The sequence below is a fragment of the Streptomyces anulatus genome, assembly GCF_014650675.1.
Classification (GTDB): Bacteria; Actinomycetota; Actinomycetes; order Streptomycetales; family Streptomycetaceae; genus Streptomyces; species Streptomyces anulatus.
This window is the reverse complement of the sequence record NZ_BMVK01000017.1, coordinates 83601-100965: the sequence shown is the minus strand read 5'-3', so window position 1 is coordinate 100965 and position 17365 is coordinate 83601. Positions and strand designations below refer to the sequence as shown.

Below are 17365 nucleotides of genomic sequence, written 5' to 3'. Positions count from 1 at the left end.
GGCTCACTCCTTGTGGGAGGGGGAGGAAGAGGGAGGTGTCAGGGCGCGGACCGTGCGGGATGGGCTCGGCCGGCCCAGGTGTCCGGCCATCCAGACACTGGTGGCGGTCAACTCGTCGAGGTCGACGCCGGTTTCGATGCCGAGGCCGTCGAGCATCCACACGAGGTCCTCGGTGGCGAGATTGCCCGTGGCGCTCTTCGCGTACGGGCAGCCGCCCAGGCCGCCCGCCGAGGCGTCGACCGTGCTCACCCCGTGCTGGAGCGCCGCCAGGGTGTTGGACAGCGCCTGGCCGTACGTGTCGTGGAAGTGGACGCCGATGGATTCCGTGGGGACGGACGCCTCGTTCAGCGCGGTCAGCAGTGCGCTCACGTGGCCCGGCGTCGCCACCCCGATCGTGTCGCCCAGCGACAGCTCGTCGCAGCCCAGGTTCATCAGCGCCTTCGCGACCCCGACCACCTGCGCCACCGGCACCGCGCCTTCCCACGGGTCGCCGAAGCACATCGACAGATAGCCGCGCACCTGCGCCTTCTCCGCCTTGGCGCGGGCCACCACCGGCTCGAACATGGCCAGCGACTCGGCCACGGTCCGGTTCAGGTTGCGCGCGGCGAACGTCTCCGTCGCCGAGCCGAACACCGCGATCGACCGGGCCCCGAGCGCCAGCGCCCGGTCCAGTCCGCGTTCGTTCGGCACGAGGACCGGGAGGGAGACGTCGCCCACGTCCGCGATCTCCCCGAGGAGCGGGAACAGGGCTTCGGCGTCCGCCAGTTGGGGCACCCACTTCGGGTGGACGAAGCTCGTCGCCTCGATGGTGGTCAGGCCGGCCACCGCCAGGCGGCGGATGAACTCCGCCTTCACCTCCGTGGGAACGATCCCCTTCTCGTTCTGGAGGCCGTCCCGCGCACCCACTTCATGGATGCGGACCCGGGGCGGCAGACCGGGGGCCGGGACCTTCATGGGGAGCGCGCGCGTGGTCATGAGCCCTCCCCGGCCGCGACGGGCGCCACTACCGCCAGGATCTGGTCCATCGCGACCGTCGCGCCCGCGATGACGTCCAGCTCCGTGACGGTTCCCGCGTGCGGGGCCGAGATCACGTGCTCCATCTTCATCGCCTCCACCACGAGCAGGCTCTGCCCCGCCTCGACCGCGTCGCCGACGGCGACCTTCACCACCGTGACCGTGCCCGGCATCGGGGCCGCCAGCGTGTCCGCCCCGCTCCGGCCCGCCCCGCTCAGGGACGCCTCCACCGGATCGTGGTCCTGGACGTGCCAGGTGTCGCCGTCCCGGCCGAGCCAGTCGCCGGAGCGGTGGAAGTGGCCCACCGTGCCGTCGAGTTCGACCGTGACCCGGTCGGGCGTGACCGTCGCCGAAGCCGGCGCGCCGTACGTCACCGGGTCCGCGCCCGCCACCCGCAGCGGGAACGTCAGCGGCGCCGGCACACCGCCCGTCCGCCAGCCGCTCGGCACGGAGAACGGGTCCGTCCAGCCGCCCGCGTCCGGCCGGGGGGCCAGCGCGTCCCGGCGGACCGCGGCCGCCGCCGCGTACACCTCGTCCGGCACCCCGTCCGGCACCAGGCCCTCCGCCTCGCGCTCCACCAGCCCGGTGTCCAGATCGCCGGAGACCACGTCCGGGTGGGCCAGCAGACGGCGCAGGAAGCCCGCGTTGGTCGGGACGCCCAGGATCACCGTGTCCGCGAGGGCCGCCCGCAGCTTGCGGAGGGCGCTCGCGCGGTCGGGGCCGTACGCGATGACCTTCGACAGCATCGGGTCGTACAGGCTGCCCACCGGCACGCCCTCGCTGAGCCCGGAGTCCGTCCGTACCCCGCCGCCCTGCGGCTCGCGCAGCGCCAGCACCGTACCGCCGGACGGCAGGAAGCCCCGGGCGGGGTCCTCGGCGCAGACGCGGGCCTCGATCGCCCAGCCGGTCAGGGTGATGTCCTCCTGTGCGTACGGCAGTCGCTCGCCGGACGCCACCCGTAGCTGCCACTCCACCAGGTCCAGGCCGGTGACCAGCTCGGTGACCGGGTGCTCGACCTGGAGGCGGGTGTTCATCTCCATGAAGTAGTACGAGGCCGGGTCGTCGCCCGGCACGATGAACTCCACGGTGCCCGCGCCCGCGTACCCGCAGGAGCGCGCCGCCTGCACGGCCGCCTCGCCCATCGCCGCCCGGGTCTCCTCGTCGAGGAAGACCGAGGGGGCCTCCTCGATGATCTTCTGGTGGCGGCGCTGGAGCGAGCACTCGCGCTCGCCGAGGTGGATTACGTTGCCGTGGGTGTCGGCCAGCACCTGGATCTCGATGTGGCGCGGCCGGTCGATCCACCGCTCCACGAGGAGGGTGTCGTCGCCGAAGGAGGCCCGTGCCTCGCGGCGGGCCGCCGCGATCTCCTCCGCCAGCACCGAGGCGTCGCGGACCAGGCGCATGCCCTTGCCGCCGCCGCCCGCCGAGGGCTTCAGGAGGACCGGCATGCCGATCTCCTGGGCCGCCGCCTCCAGCTGGGCGTCGGTCAGGCCGCTGCCGGAGGAGCCCGGAACCACCGGGACCCCGTACGCCGCGACCGTCTCCTTGGCCCGGATCTTGTCGCCCATGAGGGAGATCGCGGAGGCGGGCGGGCCGATGAAGACCAGCCCCGCGTCGGCGCAGGCCTGCGCGAACTCCGCGTTCTCCGCCAGGAATCCGTATCCGGGGTGCACGGCCTGCGCGCCCGTGCGGCGGGCCGCCTCCAGGAGCGCGGGCACCGAGAGATAGCTCTCCGACGCGGCCGGCGGGCCGATCCGGACCGCCGTGTCCGCCTCCCGTACGTGCCGGGCGTCCGCGTCCGCGTCGCTGAAGACCGCGACCGAGCGCACGCCCTGCTCCCGCAGGGTTCGGATCACCCGGACCGCGATCTCGCCTCGGTTGGCGACCAGAACGGTGTCGAACATCGTCATCTGTTCCTCACATCCGGAAGACGCCGAAGCCGGGCCCGGCCGGGTCCTTCTGGGGCAGCGGGGCATTGGCGCAGGCCGTGAGCGCGAGGCCCAGGACCTGCCGGGTGTCCACGGGGTCGATCACACCGTCGTCCCAGAGCCGGGCGGTCGCGTAGTACGCGTTGCCCTGGGTCTCGTACTGGGCGCGGATCGGGGCCTTGAACGTCTCCTCGTCCTCGGCGCTCCAGTCGTCGCCGAGCTGGTCGCGCTTGACGGTGGCCAGGACGGAGGCGGCCTGCTCGCCGCCCATGACGGAGATCTTGGCGTTGGGCCACATCCACAGGAAGCGGGGCGAGTACGCCCGGCCGCACATGGAGTAGTTGCCCGCGCCGTACGAACCGCCGACCACGACCGTCAGCTTCGGCACGCGGGTGCAGGCCACGGCCGTGACCATCTTCGCGCCGTGCTTGGCGATGCCGCCCGCCTCGTAGTCCCGGCCGACCATGAAGCCGGAGATGTTCTGGAGGAAGACGAGCGGGATGCCGCGCTGGTCGCACAGCTCGATGAAGTGCGCGCCCTTCTGGGCCGACTCGGAGAACAGGATGCCGTTGTTCGCGACGATCCCGACCGGGTGGCCGTGGATGCGGGCGAAGCCGGTGATCAGCGTCTGCCCGTACTCCGCCTTGAACTCCTGGAAGCGGGAGCCGTCGACCACGCGTGCGATCACTTCGCGTACGTCGTAGGGCGTCCGTGAGTCCACGGGCACCGCGCCGTACAGCCCGGCCGGGTCCACCTTCGGCTCCTCGGCCGGCTCGACCGACCAGGGGAGCGGGGTGCGGTCCGGGAGGGTCGCGACGATGTTGCGGACGATCCGCAGCGCGTGCGCGTCGTCCTCCGCGAGATGGTCGGTGACCCCCGACGTACGGGAGTGGACCTCGCCGCCGCCCAGCTCCTCGGCCGTGACGACCTCGCCGGTGGCGGCCTTCACCAGCGGCGGGCCGCCGAGGAAGATCGTGCCCTGGTTGCGGACGATGACGGCCTCGTCGCTCATCGCCGGGACGTACGCCCCGCCCGCCGTGCAGGAGCCCAGCACCGCCGCGATCTGCGGAATGCCGGCCCCCGACATCCGGGCCTGGTTGTAGAAGATCCGCCCGAAGTGGTCCCGGTCGGGGAAGACCTCGTCCTGCATCGGCAGGAACGCGCCGCCCGAGTCGACCAGATAGAGGCAGGGGAGACGATTCTCCAGCGCCACTTCCTGGGCGCGCAGGTGCTTCTTCACGGTCATCGGGTAGTACGTGCCGCCCTTGACGGTCGCGTCATTGGCGACGATCACGCACTCCCGGCCGCTGACCCGCCCGATCCCGGCGATCACCCCGGCGGCCGGGGCGGCGCCCCCGTACAGCCCCTCGGCCGCCAGCGGGGCCAGCTCCAGGAACGGTGAGCCCGGGTCGAGGAGGGTGTCCACCCGGTCCCGGGGGAGCAGCTTGCCGCGCGCCTCGTGGCGGGCCCGCGCCTTCTCACCCCCGCCCAGCCGTGCCGTGGCGAGGCGTCCCGCCAGCTCGTCGGAGAGCGCGCGATGCGCCGCCTCGTTGGCCTGCCAGGCCTCCGAGGCGGGATCGGCCGCGCTCGCCAGGACCGGTGCCTGCTGCATCGTGTCGAGCCCCCTTGCCCGTACCGCGATAGTCAACCGCTGCTGTTAGTGATCGTTAACGCGTTTCCCACAGGTTAACGAGCGCTAACGACCCTGTCTAGAATGAATCCTCATGAGCACCCATGCCGCCGCCCGCGTCGCGGCCCCCACCCGCCGCGAGCAGATCCTCCGGGAGGCCGCCCGCCTCTTCGCCGAGCGCGGCTTCCACGGTGTCGGCGTCGACGAGATAGGCGCCGCCGTCGGGATCAGCGGTCCCGGCCTCTACCGCCACTTCCCCGGCAAGGACGCGATGCTCGCCGAGCTCCTGGTGGGCATCAGCGAACGGCTGCTGGAAGGCGGCCGCATGCGGGTGTCGGAGGACGCCGCCCGGGGCGACGGCTCCCCGGAGGCCCTTCTGGACGCGCTCATCGAGGGCCACATCGACTTCGCCCTCGACGACCGCCCCCTGATCACCCTCCACGACCGCGAGCTGGACCGGCTGCGCGACACGGACCGCAAGCGGGTGCGGCGGCTGCAGCGCGAGTACGTCGAGGTCTGGGTCGGCGTCGTCCGCGCCCTCTACCCGTCGCTGGCCGAGAACCGGGCCCGCGTCACCGTGCACGCCGTCTTCGGCCTGCTGAACTCCACCCCGCACCTGGCCCGCCCCGAGGCCCTGCCCGGCCGGGCGGTGACCGCCGCCCTGCTGCACCGGCTGGCCCGGGGCGCCTTCGCCGCAGCGGAACCTTCCTGAGCAGCGGTTTCGTCCCCTGAGCAACCTCGGACGGGGCTCGTACGTCTGTCCGGTCGACACGTAACGAATCGGGGAGCCGCACCATGGCCGTCTCACTGGGCGAAGAGATCATGCTGCTGTCGCTGGACGACACGACCGGCGCGGCGAAGGGGGAGAGCGCGGCCCGCTGGGGCGTGGCGGCCGGCATGCTCCTGGAGCTGGTCATGACGGGCCGTGCCACGGTGAAGGGCGGCCGCGTCGAGGTCTTCGACCCGTCCCCGACGGGCGACCCGCTCCTGGACGGCCGGCTCGACCGGCTGGCGCGCTGGGTCCACGGGACGTCCAGCAGCCGCAAGGTGACCGACTGGCTGACCCGGGACCACGCCAAGGGTTCGCAGGACGTCGTGGAGAGCCTCGTCGCGCGTGGTCTGGTGACCGAGGAGAAGCACCGGGCGCTCGGCGTCTTCCCCGTGCGCCGCTACCCGGAGGCCGACGGAACCGTCGAGCGGGAGCTGCGCGCCCGGCTGGCCGCCGCGGTGCTGCACGGGGCCGAGCCGGACGCCCGCACCAGCGCCCTCATCGCCCTGCTGCACGCCACGGGCATGCACCCCCAGGCCTTCCCCGGTCTGCCGAAGAAGCAGGTCGCCCCACGTATGGCCCACATCGCCGAAGGCCACTGGGCGGGCGTGAGCGTGCGCGAGGCGATCCGCAACCTCCAGGCGGCGATCTCCACGGTGACCGTGGTGACGGTCCTCTCCGTGGTGCCGTAGGACCGCCCGGAGCGCTCCCGGGCCGTCAGGCCTCCGCCGTCAGGTTCCGGTGGGCCCAGTCGGCGAACGAGGTCACCGGAATCCCCAGCTCCGCGGCGAATTCGGGGCGGGCCGGCTGGGTGATGGCGTTGCTCCACAGGTGACCCGCGCCCCATGCGGGCATCCCTGCCGCGAGGGCCTCGTCGAGATCCATCGAGGGGGCCTTCACCGGTACGCCCCACACGGCCGACAGCACCCCGGCCACCTGCTCCATCGTGAGCCGGTCGCCCGCGAGCTCCAGCTCCACCCCGTGGAAGCGGTCGGGGTCCCGTACGGCGTGGGCGACGGCCGCGCCGATGTCCTCGCACGCCACCAGCGCCAGGGTCGTGTCCGGCCGGACGACCGTCGCCAGACCGCCCCGGGGTCCGGCGGGCGCCAACTGGGGCAGGTTCTCCATGAAGAACGCGGGCTTGACCACGGCCCAGCGGGCGAAGCCCGCCCCGCGCACCTTCTCCAGGATCGCCTGCTTGGTGTCGAAGTAGGGCTCCAGCGCCGCCCAGGTGCCCTCCGCCCAGCCCGGGGTCTCGGTGTGGCGTCCGGTCCCGCTGGTCGAGGACTGCACGAACTGCGGCACGTCCGCGGCGCGTGCGGCCTCGACGAGGTGCGTCGCCTGTGCCAGCTCTCCGGCGAAGTCGACGCCGCTGTCACTCATCGGCGGCATCTGCACCGAGAACACGGCCCGGACGCCGTCGCACGCGGGGTCCAGCGAGGACCGGACGGAGAGGTCGCCGGTCACCAGCTCGGCGCCCAGCGCCTCGACGTCCTTCGCGCGCGGCGCCAGCGGGTCGCGCACCAGCGCGCGGACCGGCAGTCCGGCGGCCAGCAGGGCCCGGGCGGCTGCCCCGCCCTGGCGGCCGGTGGCGCCGGTGACCAGTACGGGGGCGGTACGTGATGCCATGGGGGTGTCTCCTCGCAACCGGGGAACGCAAAGCGGCGGGGCCCGCCGTTTCCTTCCCGGCTACGATATGGCGGGGCCCACCACTTAGCAACATGGCCACTTAGCACCATGGAGAGAACGTGACCGGTCAGCGCGCGGACGCCCGCCGCAACTACAGCCGCATCCTCGCCGTGGCGGAGGCCGAGGTCGCCCGGCACGGAGCCGCCGCCTCCCTCGAACAGGTCGCCCGCACGGCGGGCGTCGGCTCCGCCACCGTGCGCCGTCACTTCCCCACCCGCCAGGCGCTCCTGGAAGCCGTCTTCCAGGAGCGCATCCAGGCCCTCCGCGGGCGCGCGGACGAGCTGGGCCGGACCGAGGACAGCCGCGCCGCCCTGCTGGACTGGCTGCGCGGCCTCGTGGAGTACGCCGTATCCGCCCGGGGGCTCGCGGACGCGCTGACCTACGAGCCGCCGACGGACGCGCCCGCCGGCGACGCGCCGCACTCCTGCGGCGCGGTGCTCGCCGACGCGGCGGCCCCGCTGCTGGCCCGCGCCCTGGACGACGGGGCGGTCAGGGCGGGCACCACCTTCCACGACCTGCTCACCCTCGCCGTCGGCATCGCCCTGGCCACCGAGCACCACGTCGCACCGTCGGTCCAGGCCGACCGCCTCTTCACCCTCGCCGTCGAAGGGTTCAGCCCGAGCCCCTGAGGGGGCGTGGTTCCCCGGTCAGCCCGCCGCGCTCCTGGTGGCGACCCTGACCCGGTCGACCCGCATCGGGTGACCCGGCTCGGTCGCGGGGCCCACCGTCGCCCCGTCGGCCTCCGGCAGCTTGCCGCCGACCGCCACGTTCAGGATCAGGAACACCCCGTGGTCCACGGCCCGCTTCCAGGTCCCGGCGTCCATCGCGTCGGCCCGCACCCGGTGGTACACCCGGTCGTCCCGATACCAGCGCACCTCCCGCGCCCCGGGCGAGAGGTCGACCTCGACGGCGTACGTGTGGAACGCCTCGCGGCAGTCCGCGCACGCCTGAGGGCCCGACGTCAGCCCCACGGGCTCCTCGCACGGGCCGCCGTCCAGGACCCCGCAGTGCATCGAGCCGAAGACGGTGTCCCGGCCGTTGACCGACTCCATCACGTCCAGCTCGCCGACCCCCGGCCAGCCGGTGTACCCGTCGCGCAGGTCCGCGCCCATGGTCCAGAACGCCGGCCAGTAGCCCGCCGCCCCCGGCCCCGTCACGTCCGGCAGCGCGATCGACGCCTCGATCCGCAGGACCCCGCCGGGCGGCGGCGCGAAGTCGGACCGCACGGTCGTGATCCGGCCCGAACTCCACCGCCGGTCCTTCCTGGTGGGCACGATCTCCAGCACGCCCTTCCCGTCCAGGCGCACGTTGTCGGCCGAGTCGGTCATGGTCTCGATCTCGCCGGTGCCCCACCGCGGCGCCGGGCAGCCGGGGTAGCACGTGCCGAGGTCGTAGCTCCAGTTCGCGGGGGAGGGGCGGCTGTTCGCCGGTCCGTCGAAGTCGTCCCGCAGCAGCTCGGTCCAGCCGCCCGCCCCGGGTGCGGCGGACGGTGCCGGAGCGGGCGCACCGGCCGGGGGCAGAGCGCCCGACTCCGTCAGCAGCCGCTCCAGCCGGGGGGCCAGCACGATCGCCGCCACGTTCGTCAGATGGGCGTCGTCCCGGTAGAGCAGGATCCGGTCCCGTACCGCCGGGCACGTCGGGCCGTTCCCCGGGCACAGCACCGGGTTCACGCTGACGGACCGCACGCCCGGCACCGCACCCGCCGCGATCCGCCGCGCCAGCGGGTCGGCCGGAACCGCCTTCGCCCGGCTGAACGCGCAGGCCGCCGCCTCGTCCGGAGCGCCCGACACGCACGCCGGGATGTCCGTACCCGGTACGGGGGTGTCCTCGATGTACACGATCGGCGCGCCGGTCGCCCGCAGCCGCTTCAGCGTCTTCTCCCAGGCGGCGGAGAGGAGTTCACGGTCGGCGGTGTACCGGTTGAGCGAGGCGATCACGATGAGCCGGGGCGCGGGCCCCGTACGCAGGCGGTCCAGGGCGTCGTCCCGCCAGCTGTCGCACTCCCGGTACTCGCGCCCCAACTGGGGGTTCGTCACGGTCAGTTCCGGCAGCGGGCAGCCCTGCTTCACCAGCTCCTGGAGCGCCCAGCCGCGCTGGGAGGCCAGCGCGAGCAGCGGGGAGAACCACTGCCCGGCGTGCGAGTCGCCGAGCAGCACGACACGGTCCGGGCTGTCCACCGCCCCGAACAGGCACTCCGGGCTGCGGGTCACCGCCGGGGCGACCTGGCAGGCCCCGTCCGGCGGGAAGTCCTTGCGCGCCTGGGCGGGTCCCGGCACCAGCGGGCCGTCCGCGAGCGGGGAGCCGTCGGTCCGGGCGAGCAGCGAAGGGCCGGCAGCCGCACCCGGCGGGAGGCCCTTGGCGTCGACCGGGGTGGCCGGGCCCATCAGCTGGAGGGTCGTGGTGCCGACGACCAGCGCGAGCACGACCGGCAGGACGATGGCGGAGATCCCCACCGCCAGTCCCCGGCGCGGGAGTTCGGAGACCGTACGGCTGCGGCGCAGCGGCTGCTCGACCCAGCGCATCGTGGCGAGGGCGGGCAGCGCGGCGGCCAGCGTCAGCGCCGTCCTCGCGGGCCAGCCGAGCGCCCCGAGCCGGGCCTCGGCGAGGACGAGCACCGGCCAGTGCCACAGATAGAGGTTGTAGGAGAGCCGTCCGACCGCCCGAGGGGCCCGGCCGCTCAGCAACCGCCCGACACCATGGGTCCCTTGGACCTCGCGCTCGCCCCGGCCCGGGATCGCGGCGAGGATCACGGCGGCCGTTCCCAGGGTGGGGACGAGCGCCGCGTATCCGGGGTACGGGGTCGACGCGTCGTACGACACGACGCACCAGACGATCGCCGCGGCCCCCGCCCATCCGCAGACCAGCCGCAGCGGTCGGGGCCCGCGCAGCAGGTGCCAGGGCAGCAGTGCCAGCAGCGCGCCGACGGCGAACTGCCAGACCCGCGAGGGGGTTCCGAGGTACGCGAGCGAGACGGAGTCCCGCGTCCAGTGCAGGGACAGCGCGAACGAGGCGAGCGCCACGGCGGCGGTGGTGACGGCCACGACCGCGCGCACGGCCCGGCCCCGGCGGACCGCACGGGCGGCGACCAGCACGATCACCGCCAGCAGCGGGGCCCAGAACAGGTAGAACTGCTCCTCGACGGCGAGCGACCAGAAGTGCAGCAGCGGGCTCTGGTCGTGCCCGGCGGCCAGGTAGTCGGTCTGCTGGGAGACGAACCGCCAGTTGGCGACGGAGAGCGCGGCCGCGAGGACGTCCTGCTCCAGGTCGGCGCGGAGCAGCGGTACGGTCAGCCACGCCCCGGCGACCGCGACCGAGGCGAGGACGACGGCGGCGGAGGGCAGCAGCCGGCGGGCCCGGCGGGAGAAGAAGTCGCCGAGCCGGATCCGGCCGGTGGTGATCGCCTCGCGGACCAGGAGCCCGGTGATCAGATAGCCGGAGACGACGAAGAAGACGTCCACCCCGACGAAGCCGCCCGCCGCCCCCGGTATCTGGGCGTGGAAGGCGAGGACCGCGAGGACGGCGACCGCGCGCAGCCCCTCGATGTCGGGGCGGAACGTGGACCGGTGCGGACTGGGCCCGGACTCGCCGCCCGGGCCGCCCGGGCACGGGGGTGTGGCCGACGGTGGCGGGGGAGCGGACCGCTTCCGGCGGGGGCCGTGGGAGAGGAGGAACGGCATCGGGTGGCGCCTTTCGGTGCGGCTCAACTCAGCCACGGGAGCATCGGGTCGACCCACCCGGAGGCGAGCAGGCCGGTGAGCAGGAGGACGGCCGAGGCGGCGAGGGCCTCGGGCCAGCGGCGGGGCAGCATGCCCGTCCGGGACCGGCTCCGCGAACGGTGGACGGCGGGCACCTCGGCGGCCCCGGCGGGTGCGCGGCCGTCCGGCCGCAGTTCGGCCGACAGGTCGCGGATCAGGGGCACGTTGATCTGGAGCTGGACCAGGAGGTAGAGGCCGAGGCCCCAGGTGGGCTCCCAGCCGTTGCGGGCCACGGCCAGCGCGAGCCCCCCGGCGGCGGCCCCGTTGGACACGATCAGCCAGACCAGCGAGACGCCCACGACCCGGCGGGCCATCGAGCCCGAACTCCCGCTGCTCCGCACCCCCGTGGGCACCCAGGCGGCGCTGCGGCCCCGCAGGGTGTGCCAGAACGCGGTGGCGGCGGCCACGCTGGTGAGGACGTTGGCGCGGATCACCTCCACCCGCCACCGGGTCCGGCTGATCCGGGGCAGCAGCACCTGCCACAGCCACAACGGGGCGAGCAGCGGCAGGACATGCCAGGGGCGGATGTCGTCCGGGTACCAGAACATCATCACCAGCGGCGGCAGCGGGGCGGCGAAGGTGTTCACGGCCGTGGTCAGGTAGCCGACGACGCCCTCGTAGAAGCAGAGCCGCATCCGCCAGGGCGCGCCCATCCGCTTGAGGACCGGGGTGCCGAGGAGGTGCAGGTTGCCCATCGCCCACCGGTACTGCTGGTTGACGAACGAGGTGACGGTGTCGGGCGAGGTGCCCTTGGCGACCAGGACCGGGACGTACTGGGTGCGGAACCCCCGCTCGTGCAGGGCGAGTCCGGTGTACAGGTCCTCGCTGTGGTCGAGCCGGGCGAAGCCGCCCGCGAGGTCGATCGCGGAGCGCCGGTAGACGGCGTTGCTGCCGCAGCAGATCGCCGCGTCGCTGGCGTCCCGGGAGGGCTGGATCCAGCGGAAGAACCACTCCTGCGCGGCCCCGGCGGCGCGCTGGATCCAGTCCATGCCCGCGTCGGTGTCGAAGCACTGCGGGCTCTGCACGATGCCGACGGCGGGGTCCGCGAGATACGGGACCAGATGGCGCAGGAAGTCCGGCCGGGGTGCGAAGTCGGCGTCCAGGATCGCGATGAACTCGGCCTCGGACAGCGTGAGCGCGTGGTTGAGGTTCCCGGCCTTCTTCAGATGGCCCCGGTCGGGGCGCACGACGTACCGGTAGCCGTGCTCGGCCGCGAGGTCCGCCACCTCGGCCCGGTCGGCGTCGTCGAGCACCCAGACGGTGAGCGCGTCCGGCCAGTCGAGGGCGGCGACCGCGCGATAGGCGTTGGCGAGGACGGGGAGGGGCTCGCCGCAGGTCGGCAGGTAGAGGTCCACGCCCGGCAGTCCGGCGGGCCGCCAGGCGCGGACGAGCACCTCGTGCGAGGCCCGGGTCAGCCGGCGCTGACGCAGGCTGTTCACGGAGGACAGCAGCAGGGCCACCACGTTCAGCCCGAGGATCGCGAGGAAGGCCCACAGCGCGGGGGTCCGTAACGCGAAGGTGAACATCGTCGCCGCCGTGAACACGAAGGCCAGCGAGCTGCTCACCAGCACCCACCGGCGTTGCGGCCCGAAGTACCAGTAGAGCTCGTCGTCGGACGGAGGTTGCGGAAGGTGATGCACGGTCATAAAGCCCCCCACGGCTGTGTATGTGCCCGTTTCAGGTGGCCCACCCTAATGTCAAAGGTATAGACCACTTACCCGAGAGCGCCCCGACGGAGAGAATCGGACACCGGTTTGGCTCGACTCAATTGGTCCAGACCTCTGGGTGATCCCATTCGAGCCCGGCGCCCACCCGACGGAGGAAGAAGCAGGTCACGCGGGGGTGAACAGTCCCGGAAGAGTTGCCGGGCCGAACGTCGGGCCGGACGCCTGACCGGCCGCCGACCCGCATGTCCGGCCGGAAGCGGACCCTCCGCCGGACAGAACGCCCGGCACACCCGTCCGTCGGGCAAGACACCGGGCACACCCCGCACACCGGACGGCACAATGGGTCCATGCCGATACCCAGCCGCGCCGCCCTCGTCGACCACCTCGTCCGTACGCGTATCGCGGGGGACGTCGCCACGCCACGCGACAACAACCTCTCCCACTACCGCAAGCTCGCCAACGGCGACCGCCACTACTGGCTGGGGCTGGAGCTGGGCGACCGCTGGACCGACGAGCAGGACGTGCTCGCCGTGATGGCCGAGCGCTGCGGCGTCAACGACGACCCGGCGCACCGGCAGGGCCAGGACACCATCGACCCGGAGCTGACGGTCGACGCCCTGGAGCGGATGGCGGCCCGGCTGCGCAAGGCGGCGGACGGCCGCGAGCGGGTCCTGTTCGCCACCGGGCACCCCGGCGGCATGCTGGACGTGCACCGGCAGACGGCGGACGCGCTGCGCCGCGCGGGCTGCGAGATCGTCCGTATCCCGTCCGGACTGATGGCGGACGAGGGCATGGTCTTCCAGTTCGCCGACGTCGCGATGCTGGAACGCGGGGCGACCCTCTGGCACACCCACTCCCCGGCCCCGATGGCCGCCATCCTGGACGCCATGGCCCACCTCGGCCGCCCGCTGCCCGACCTGGTCGTCGCCGACCACGGCTGGGCGGGCTGCGCGGGACAGCGGGGACTGGACGCGATCGGTTACGCGGACTGCAACGACCCGGCCCTGTTCCTCGGGGAGGCGGAGGGCACCCTCCAGGTCACGGTCCCGCTGGACGACCACGTCACCGACCCGCGCTTCTACGACCCGATGACGGACTACCTGCTGCACGCGGCGGGGCTGCTGGAGGAGGAGCGGGTGGAGTCCGCCGAACCCGTGGAGGAGCCCGCCGCGTAGCCGACGGGGGCCGGCGATGAGTTCCGGGCCCGGCAGGCGTCTTCACTGACACGACGCAGACGTGAGGGGCAGGCCATGAAGTTCAGCACGACGATGTTCCGGACCGGGAACAACACAGGTATCGAGGTGCCGGAAGCCGTGGTCGAGGCCCTCGGCGCGGGCAAGCGCCCTCCGGTGAACGTCACGGTCAACGGGTACGCGTACCGCTCGACGATCGCCCCGATGGGCGGGCAGTACCTCATCCCGTTCAGCGCCGACAAGCGCGCGGAGACCGGCATCGGCGGCGGGGACGCCATCGAGGTGGAACTGACCCTCGACACCGCGTCCCGTGCGGTGGCGCCGCCCGAGGACCTGGCGGCGGCGCTGGCCGGGGCCCCCGGGGCGGCGGAGGCGTTCGCCGCGCTCCCGCCCAGCCGGCAGAAGGCGCACGTCACGTCGATCGAGGGCGCGAAGGCCCAGGAGACACGGGAGCGGCGCATCGCGAAGACGGTGGCGGAGCTGACGCCGTAGGGACGACACCCCCTGGGCCTCAGGAGCCACCGCGGCGCAGCCGCTGCGCCCGCCCCGGCGTCGGGTCCAGATAGACCCGCCGCACCGACGGGAACCGCTCGCGCAACTGGGCCTCCGCCTCCTCGCAGGCCCACTCGACCTCTGCCGCGGTGGCCATGTCCCGGAAGTCGATCTTCGCCGCGATCAGGATCTCGGACGGCCCCTGGATCAGCGTGGTCAGCTCCAGGACCTCCACGATGTGCGGCACCGACAGCAGCTCCTCGCGCACCCCGGACCGCATCGCCGCGGGCAGCGGCCGCCCGATGAGCAGTTGAGCGTTGGCGCGGCCGAGCACCCAGGCCACGTACACGAGCAGCAGGCCGATCAGGCAGGACGCGATCCCGTCCCAGACCCCCGACCCCGTCAGCTGCCCGCCCAGCAGGCCGCCCGCGGCCAGCAGCAGGCCGGTCAGGGCCGCCGAATCCTCCATCACGACGGCCTTCACCGCCGTGTCGGGGGTGTGGCGCAGGTAGTACGCGTCCGGCACCCGCAGCCGTGACGCCTCGCGCCGCACCTGCTTGACCCCGGTGCGCAGCGAGTAGCCCTCCAGGAGGAAGGCGACGCCGAGGACGATGTAGGAGACGAGCGGGTCGCCCAGCTCCTCGCCCTCGACCAGGGTGTGGATGCCGTCGTAGAGGGAGAAGACGGCCCCGCCGACGAAGGTGGCGATGGAGGCGAGCATCGCCCAGATGTAACGCTCGGGGCCGTAACCGAGGGGATGGTCCTCGTCGGCCGGCTTCCCGCTCCGTTTGAGCGCGGCGAGGAGCATGACCTCGGTGACGGTGTCGGCGACCGAGTGGGCCGCCTCGGAGAGCATCGCGCTGGAGCCGCTGATCAGCCCGGCGACGGCCTTCGCCACGGCGATGCCGAGGTTGGCGACGGCCGCCACGATCACCGTGAAGGTGGACTCCCCGCCATCGTTCTCACTGCCCGCTTTCGCGTCGCTCATGGTGGGGAGTATGTCCGAAATGGTGCTTCAGGTGGTGCTCATCCCCGGGGGATGCGGACGACGCCTTCCTGGATGACGGTGATGGCGAGGCGCCCGTCGGCGGTGTAGATCCGGGCCTGGCCCAGTCCGCGACCACCGGAGGCGGAGGGCGACTCCTGGTCGTACAGCAGCCACTCGTCCGCCCGGAACGGCCGGTGGAACCACATCGCGTGGTCCAGGCTCGCGCCGACCACGTCCCCGACCGCCCAGCCGCCCCGCCCGTGGGCGAGGAGCACCGAGTCGAGCAGGGTCATGTCGGAGACGTACGTGGCCATGCAGACGTGCAGCAGCGGGTCGTCCGCGAGCTTGCCGTTCGTCCGGAACCACACCTGGGAGCGCGGTTCGCGCGCCTCGCCCACCGTGCCGAACGGCGGCGCGTCCACGTACCGCAGGTCCACCGCCTCCCGCGCCTCGATCAGCCGGTCCACCACGCCCGGATCGCTGAAGCGGTCCGCGTACCGGGGCAGCATCTCGGCGGCCGTCGGCAGGGTCTCCGGATCCGGGGCGGCGGGCATGGGCGCCTGGTGCTCCATGCCCTCCTCGTGACTCTGGAAGGACGCGGAGAGGTGGAAGATCGGCTGCCCGTGCTGGACGGCGACGACGCGGCGGGTGGTGAAGGACCGCCCGTCGCGGATCCGGTCGACGCTGTAGACGATCGGCGCGCCCGGGTCGCCCGCCCGCAGGAAGTACGAGTGGAGGGAGTGGGCGGCCCGTTCGGCCGGGACGGTGCGGCCCGCGGCGACGAGCGCCTGGGCCGCGACCTGGCCGCCGAACACCCGGGGCACGAGCGCGCTGCGGCTCATGCCCCGGAAGATGTCCCGCTCGATCTGCTCCAGGTCGAGCAGGTGGAGCAGATCGAGCAGGGGATCGGGACTCTCGTTCATGGAGGGAACGTAACCCCTTACAGGCCCATGGACTTGGCGATGATCGACTTCATGACCTCGCTGGTGCCGCCGTAGATGCGGTTGACCCGGTTGTCCGCGTACAGGCGGGCGATCGGGTACTCGTTCATGAAGCCGTAGCCGCCGTGCAGCTGGAGGCAGCGGTCGATGACGCGGTGGGCGACCTCGGTGCAGAACAGCTTCGCGGAGGCGGCCTCGGCCGCCGTCAGCTCACCGGCGTCCAGGGCCTCCAGCGCGCGGTCGGCGACGGCCTGGGCCGCGTCGACCTCGGCCTGGCAGGCGGCCAGTTCGAACTTGGTGTTCTGGAACGAGGCGACCGTCTTGCCGAAGACCGTGCGCTCGCGCACGTAGTCCGAGGCGAAACGGACGGCGGCCGCGGCCTGGGCGTACGCGCCGAAGGCGATGCCCCAGCGCTCGGAGGCCAGGTTGGTGCCGAGGTAGCCGAAGCCCTTGTTCTCCTCGCCGAGGAGGTCCTCGGCCGGGACCTTGACGTCGACGAACGCCAGCTCGGCGGTGTCGGAGGTCTTCAGGCCGAGCTTGTCGAGCTTGCGGCCGACCGAGTAGCCCGCGGACTTGGTGTCGACGGCGAAGAGGGAGATGCCGAAGCGGCGGTCGTCCTCGCGGGGGGCGGCGGTGCGGGCGCAGACGATGACGCGGTCGGCGTGCACGCCGCCGGTGATGAACGTCTTCGCACCGTTGAGGACGTAGTGCGTGCCGTCCTCGGAGAGCTTGGCGGTGGTCTTCATGCCCGCGACGTCGGAGCCGGTGCCCGGCTCGGTCATCGCCAGGGCCCACATCTCCTCGCCGGTGGCGAACTTCGGCAGCCAGCGCTTCTTCTGGTCGTCGGTGGCGAGCATCTTCACGTAGGGCAGGCCGAGCAGCGTGTGCACGCCGGAGCCGCCGAAGGAGACGCCCGCGCGGGCGGTCTCCTCGTAGATGACGGCCTCGTACTTGTGCGAGTCGATGCCCGCGCCGCCGTACTCCTCGTCGACCTCGATGCCGAAGATGCCCAGCTCGCCGAGCTTGAGGTAGAAGTCGCGCGGCACCTGGCCCGCGGCGAACCACTCGTCGTAGACCGGCACGACCTCGGCCGCGATGAAGGCGCGGATGGTCTCCCGGAACGCCTCGTGGTCCTCGTTGAATACCGTACGGCGCACGGGATGCCTCCTAGGTCGGCAGTCGATTCGATCTCGGCTAAGCGCTTGCTCAGACTTCCTTCGAAGTTACCCGCCGGTTGTGGTCGCTGTCCAGGGTGATGCTCGGCACGCGGAGAGCCGGTGGACACCGGCCCGGACCCCG

14 protein-coding genes are annotated in these 17365 nt (G+C 73.0%); 5 read left to right on the top strand and 9 right to left on the bottom strand.

Annotation, left to right across the window (positions count from 1 at the left end; all coding sequences use genetic code 11):
- Window positions 1-3: 3 nt before the first annotated feature.
- The 3 genes from IE272_RS31230 to IE272_RS31220 are packed head-to-tail and all read right to left on the bottom strand — an operon-like array spanning window position 4 to window position 4554.
- The gene (locus IE272_RS31230) at window positions 4-975 is read right to left on the bottom strand and encodes a hydroxymethylglutaryl-CoA lyase (RefSeq protein WP_050360907.1); all 972 of its coding nucleotides are present in this window, start codon (window positions 973-975) and stop codon (window positions 4-6) included.
- Window positions 972-2924, bottom strand: a complete 1953-nt coding sequence (locus tag IE272_RS31225) for an acetyl-CoA carboxylase biotin carboxylase subunit (protein WP_057662958.1) — start codon at window positions 2922-2924, stop codon at window positions 972-974. Before IE272_RS31225 ends, IE272_RS31230 begins: the two co-directional genes overlap by 4 nt.
- A gap of 7 nt (window positions 2925-2931) precedes the next feature.
- Window positions 2932-4554 (bottom strand): carboxyl transferase domain-containing protein, encoded by a 1623-nt coding sequence (locus tag IE272_RS31220; protein WP_007452781.1) that lies wholly within the window; start codon window positions 4552-4554, stop codon window positions 2932-2934.
- Between the two features lie 112 nt (window positions 4555-4666).
- On the opposite strand from IE272_RS31220, the gene IE272_RS31215 reads away from it, so the two are divergent.
- Together IE272_RS31215 and IE272_RS31210 are read left to right on the top strand one after the other, a co-directional pair.
- Window positions 4667-5284, top strand: coding sequence for an SACE_7040 family transcriptional regulator (locus IE272_RS31215; protein ID WP_007452780.1), 618 nt, complete (start codon window positions 4667-4669; stop codon window positions 5282-5284).
- 83 nt (window positions 5285-5367) lie between these two features.
- Entirely contained in the window at window positions 5368-6033 is a 666-nt protein-coding gene (locus IE272_RS31210; protein WP_050360905.1) for a GOLPH3/VPS74 family protein, read from the top strand.
- Between the two features lie 25 nt (window positions 6034-6058).
- Here the strand turns inward: IE272_RS31210 and IE272_RS31205 are convergent, their stop codons facing one another.
- Window positions 6059-6970, bottom strand: coding sequence for an NmrA family NAD(P)-binding protein (locus IE272_RS31205; RefSeq protein WP_050360903.1), 912 nt, complete (start codon window positions 6968-6970; stop codon window positions 6059-6061).
- 119 nt (window positions 6971-7089) lie between these two features.
- Here IE272_RS31205 and IE272_RS31200 point away from each other — a divergent pair, with 119 nt between their 5' ends.
- Window positions 7090-7659 (top strand): TetR/AcrR family transcriptional regulator, encoded by a 570-nt coding sequence (locus tag IE272_RS31200; protein WP_190009148.1) that lies wholly within the window; start codon window positions 7090-7092, stop codon window positions 7657-7659.
- Window positions 7660-7677: 18 nt separating this feature from the next.
- Here the strand turns inward: IE272_RS31200 and IE272_RS31195 are convergent, their stop codons facing one another.
- The gene (locus tag IE272_RS31195; protein WP_190009194.1) at window positions 7678-10707 is read right to left on the bottom strand and encodes an SGNH hydrolase domain-containing protein; all 3030 of its coding nucleotides are present in this window, start codon (window positions 10705-10707) and stop codon (window positions 7678-7680) included.
- Between the two features lie 23 nt (window positions 10708-10730).
- Window positions 10731-12431, bottom strand: a complete 1701-nt coding sequence (locus tag IE272_RS31190) for a glycosyltransferase family 2 protein (protein WP_057662949.1) — start codon at window positions 12429-12431, stop codon at window positions 10731-10733.
- 368 nt (window positions 12432-12799) lie between these two features.
- Between IE272_RS31190 and IE272_RS31185 the strand changes: the two genes are divergently transcribed.
- A complete protein-coding gene (locus tag IE272_RS31185) occupies window positions 12800-13627 on the top strand; it encodes a phosphatase (RefSeq protein ID WP_056707100.1) in 828 nt (275 codons plus the stop codon).
- A gap of 75 nt (window positions 13628-13702) precedes the next feature.
- Entirely contained in the window at window positions 13703-14137 is a 435-nt protein-coding gene (locus tag IE272_RS31180) for a YdeI/OmpD-associated family protein (RefSeq protein ID WP_056707098.1), read from the top strand.
- Window positions 14138-14156: 19 nt separating this feature from the next.
- Here IE272_RS31180 and IE272_RS31175 read toward each other — a convergent pair whose 3' ends face one another.
- From IE272_RS31175 to IE272_RS31165, 3 genes are read right to left on the bottom strand one after another with little or no spacing between them, the layout of a single operon-like run.
- Complete coding sequence (locus tag IE272_RS31175; protein WP_190009146.1) at window positions 14157-15125, bottom strand: cation diffusion facilitator family transporter; 969 nt, start codon at window positions 15123-15125, stop codon at window positions 14157-14159.
- A 38-nt stretch (window positions 15126-15163) separates the two neighbouring features.
- Window positions 15164-16048, bottom strand: a complete 885-nt coding sequence (locus tag IE272_RS31170; protein WP_050360895.1) for an acyl-CoA thioesterase — start codon at window positions 16046-16048, stop codon at window positions 15164-15166.
- Between the two features lie 17 nt (window positions 16049-16065).
- A complete protein-coding gene (locus tag IE272_RS31165) occupies window positions 16066-17223 on the bottom strand; it encodes an acyl-CoA dehydrogenase family protein (RefSeq protein ID WP_056707092.1) in 1158 nt (385 codons plus the stop codon).
- Window positions 17224-17365: the final 142 nt, after the last annotated feature.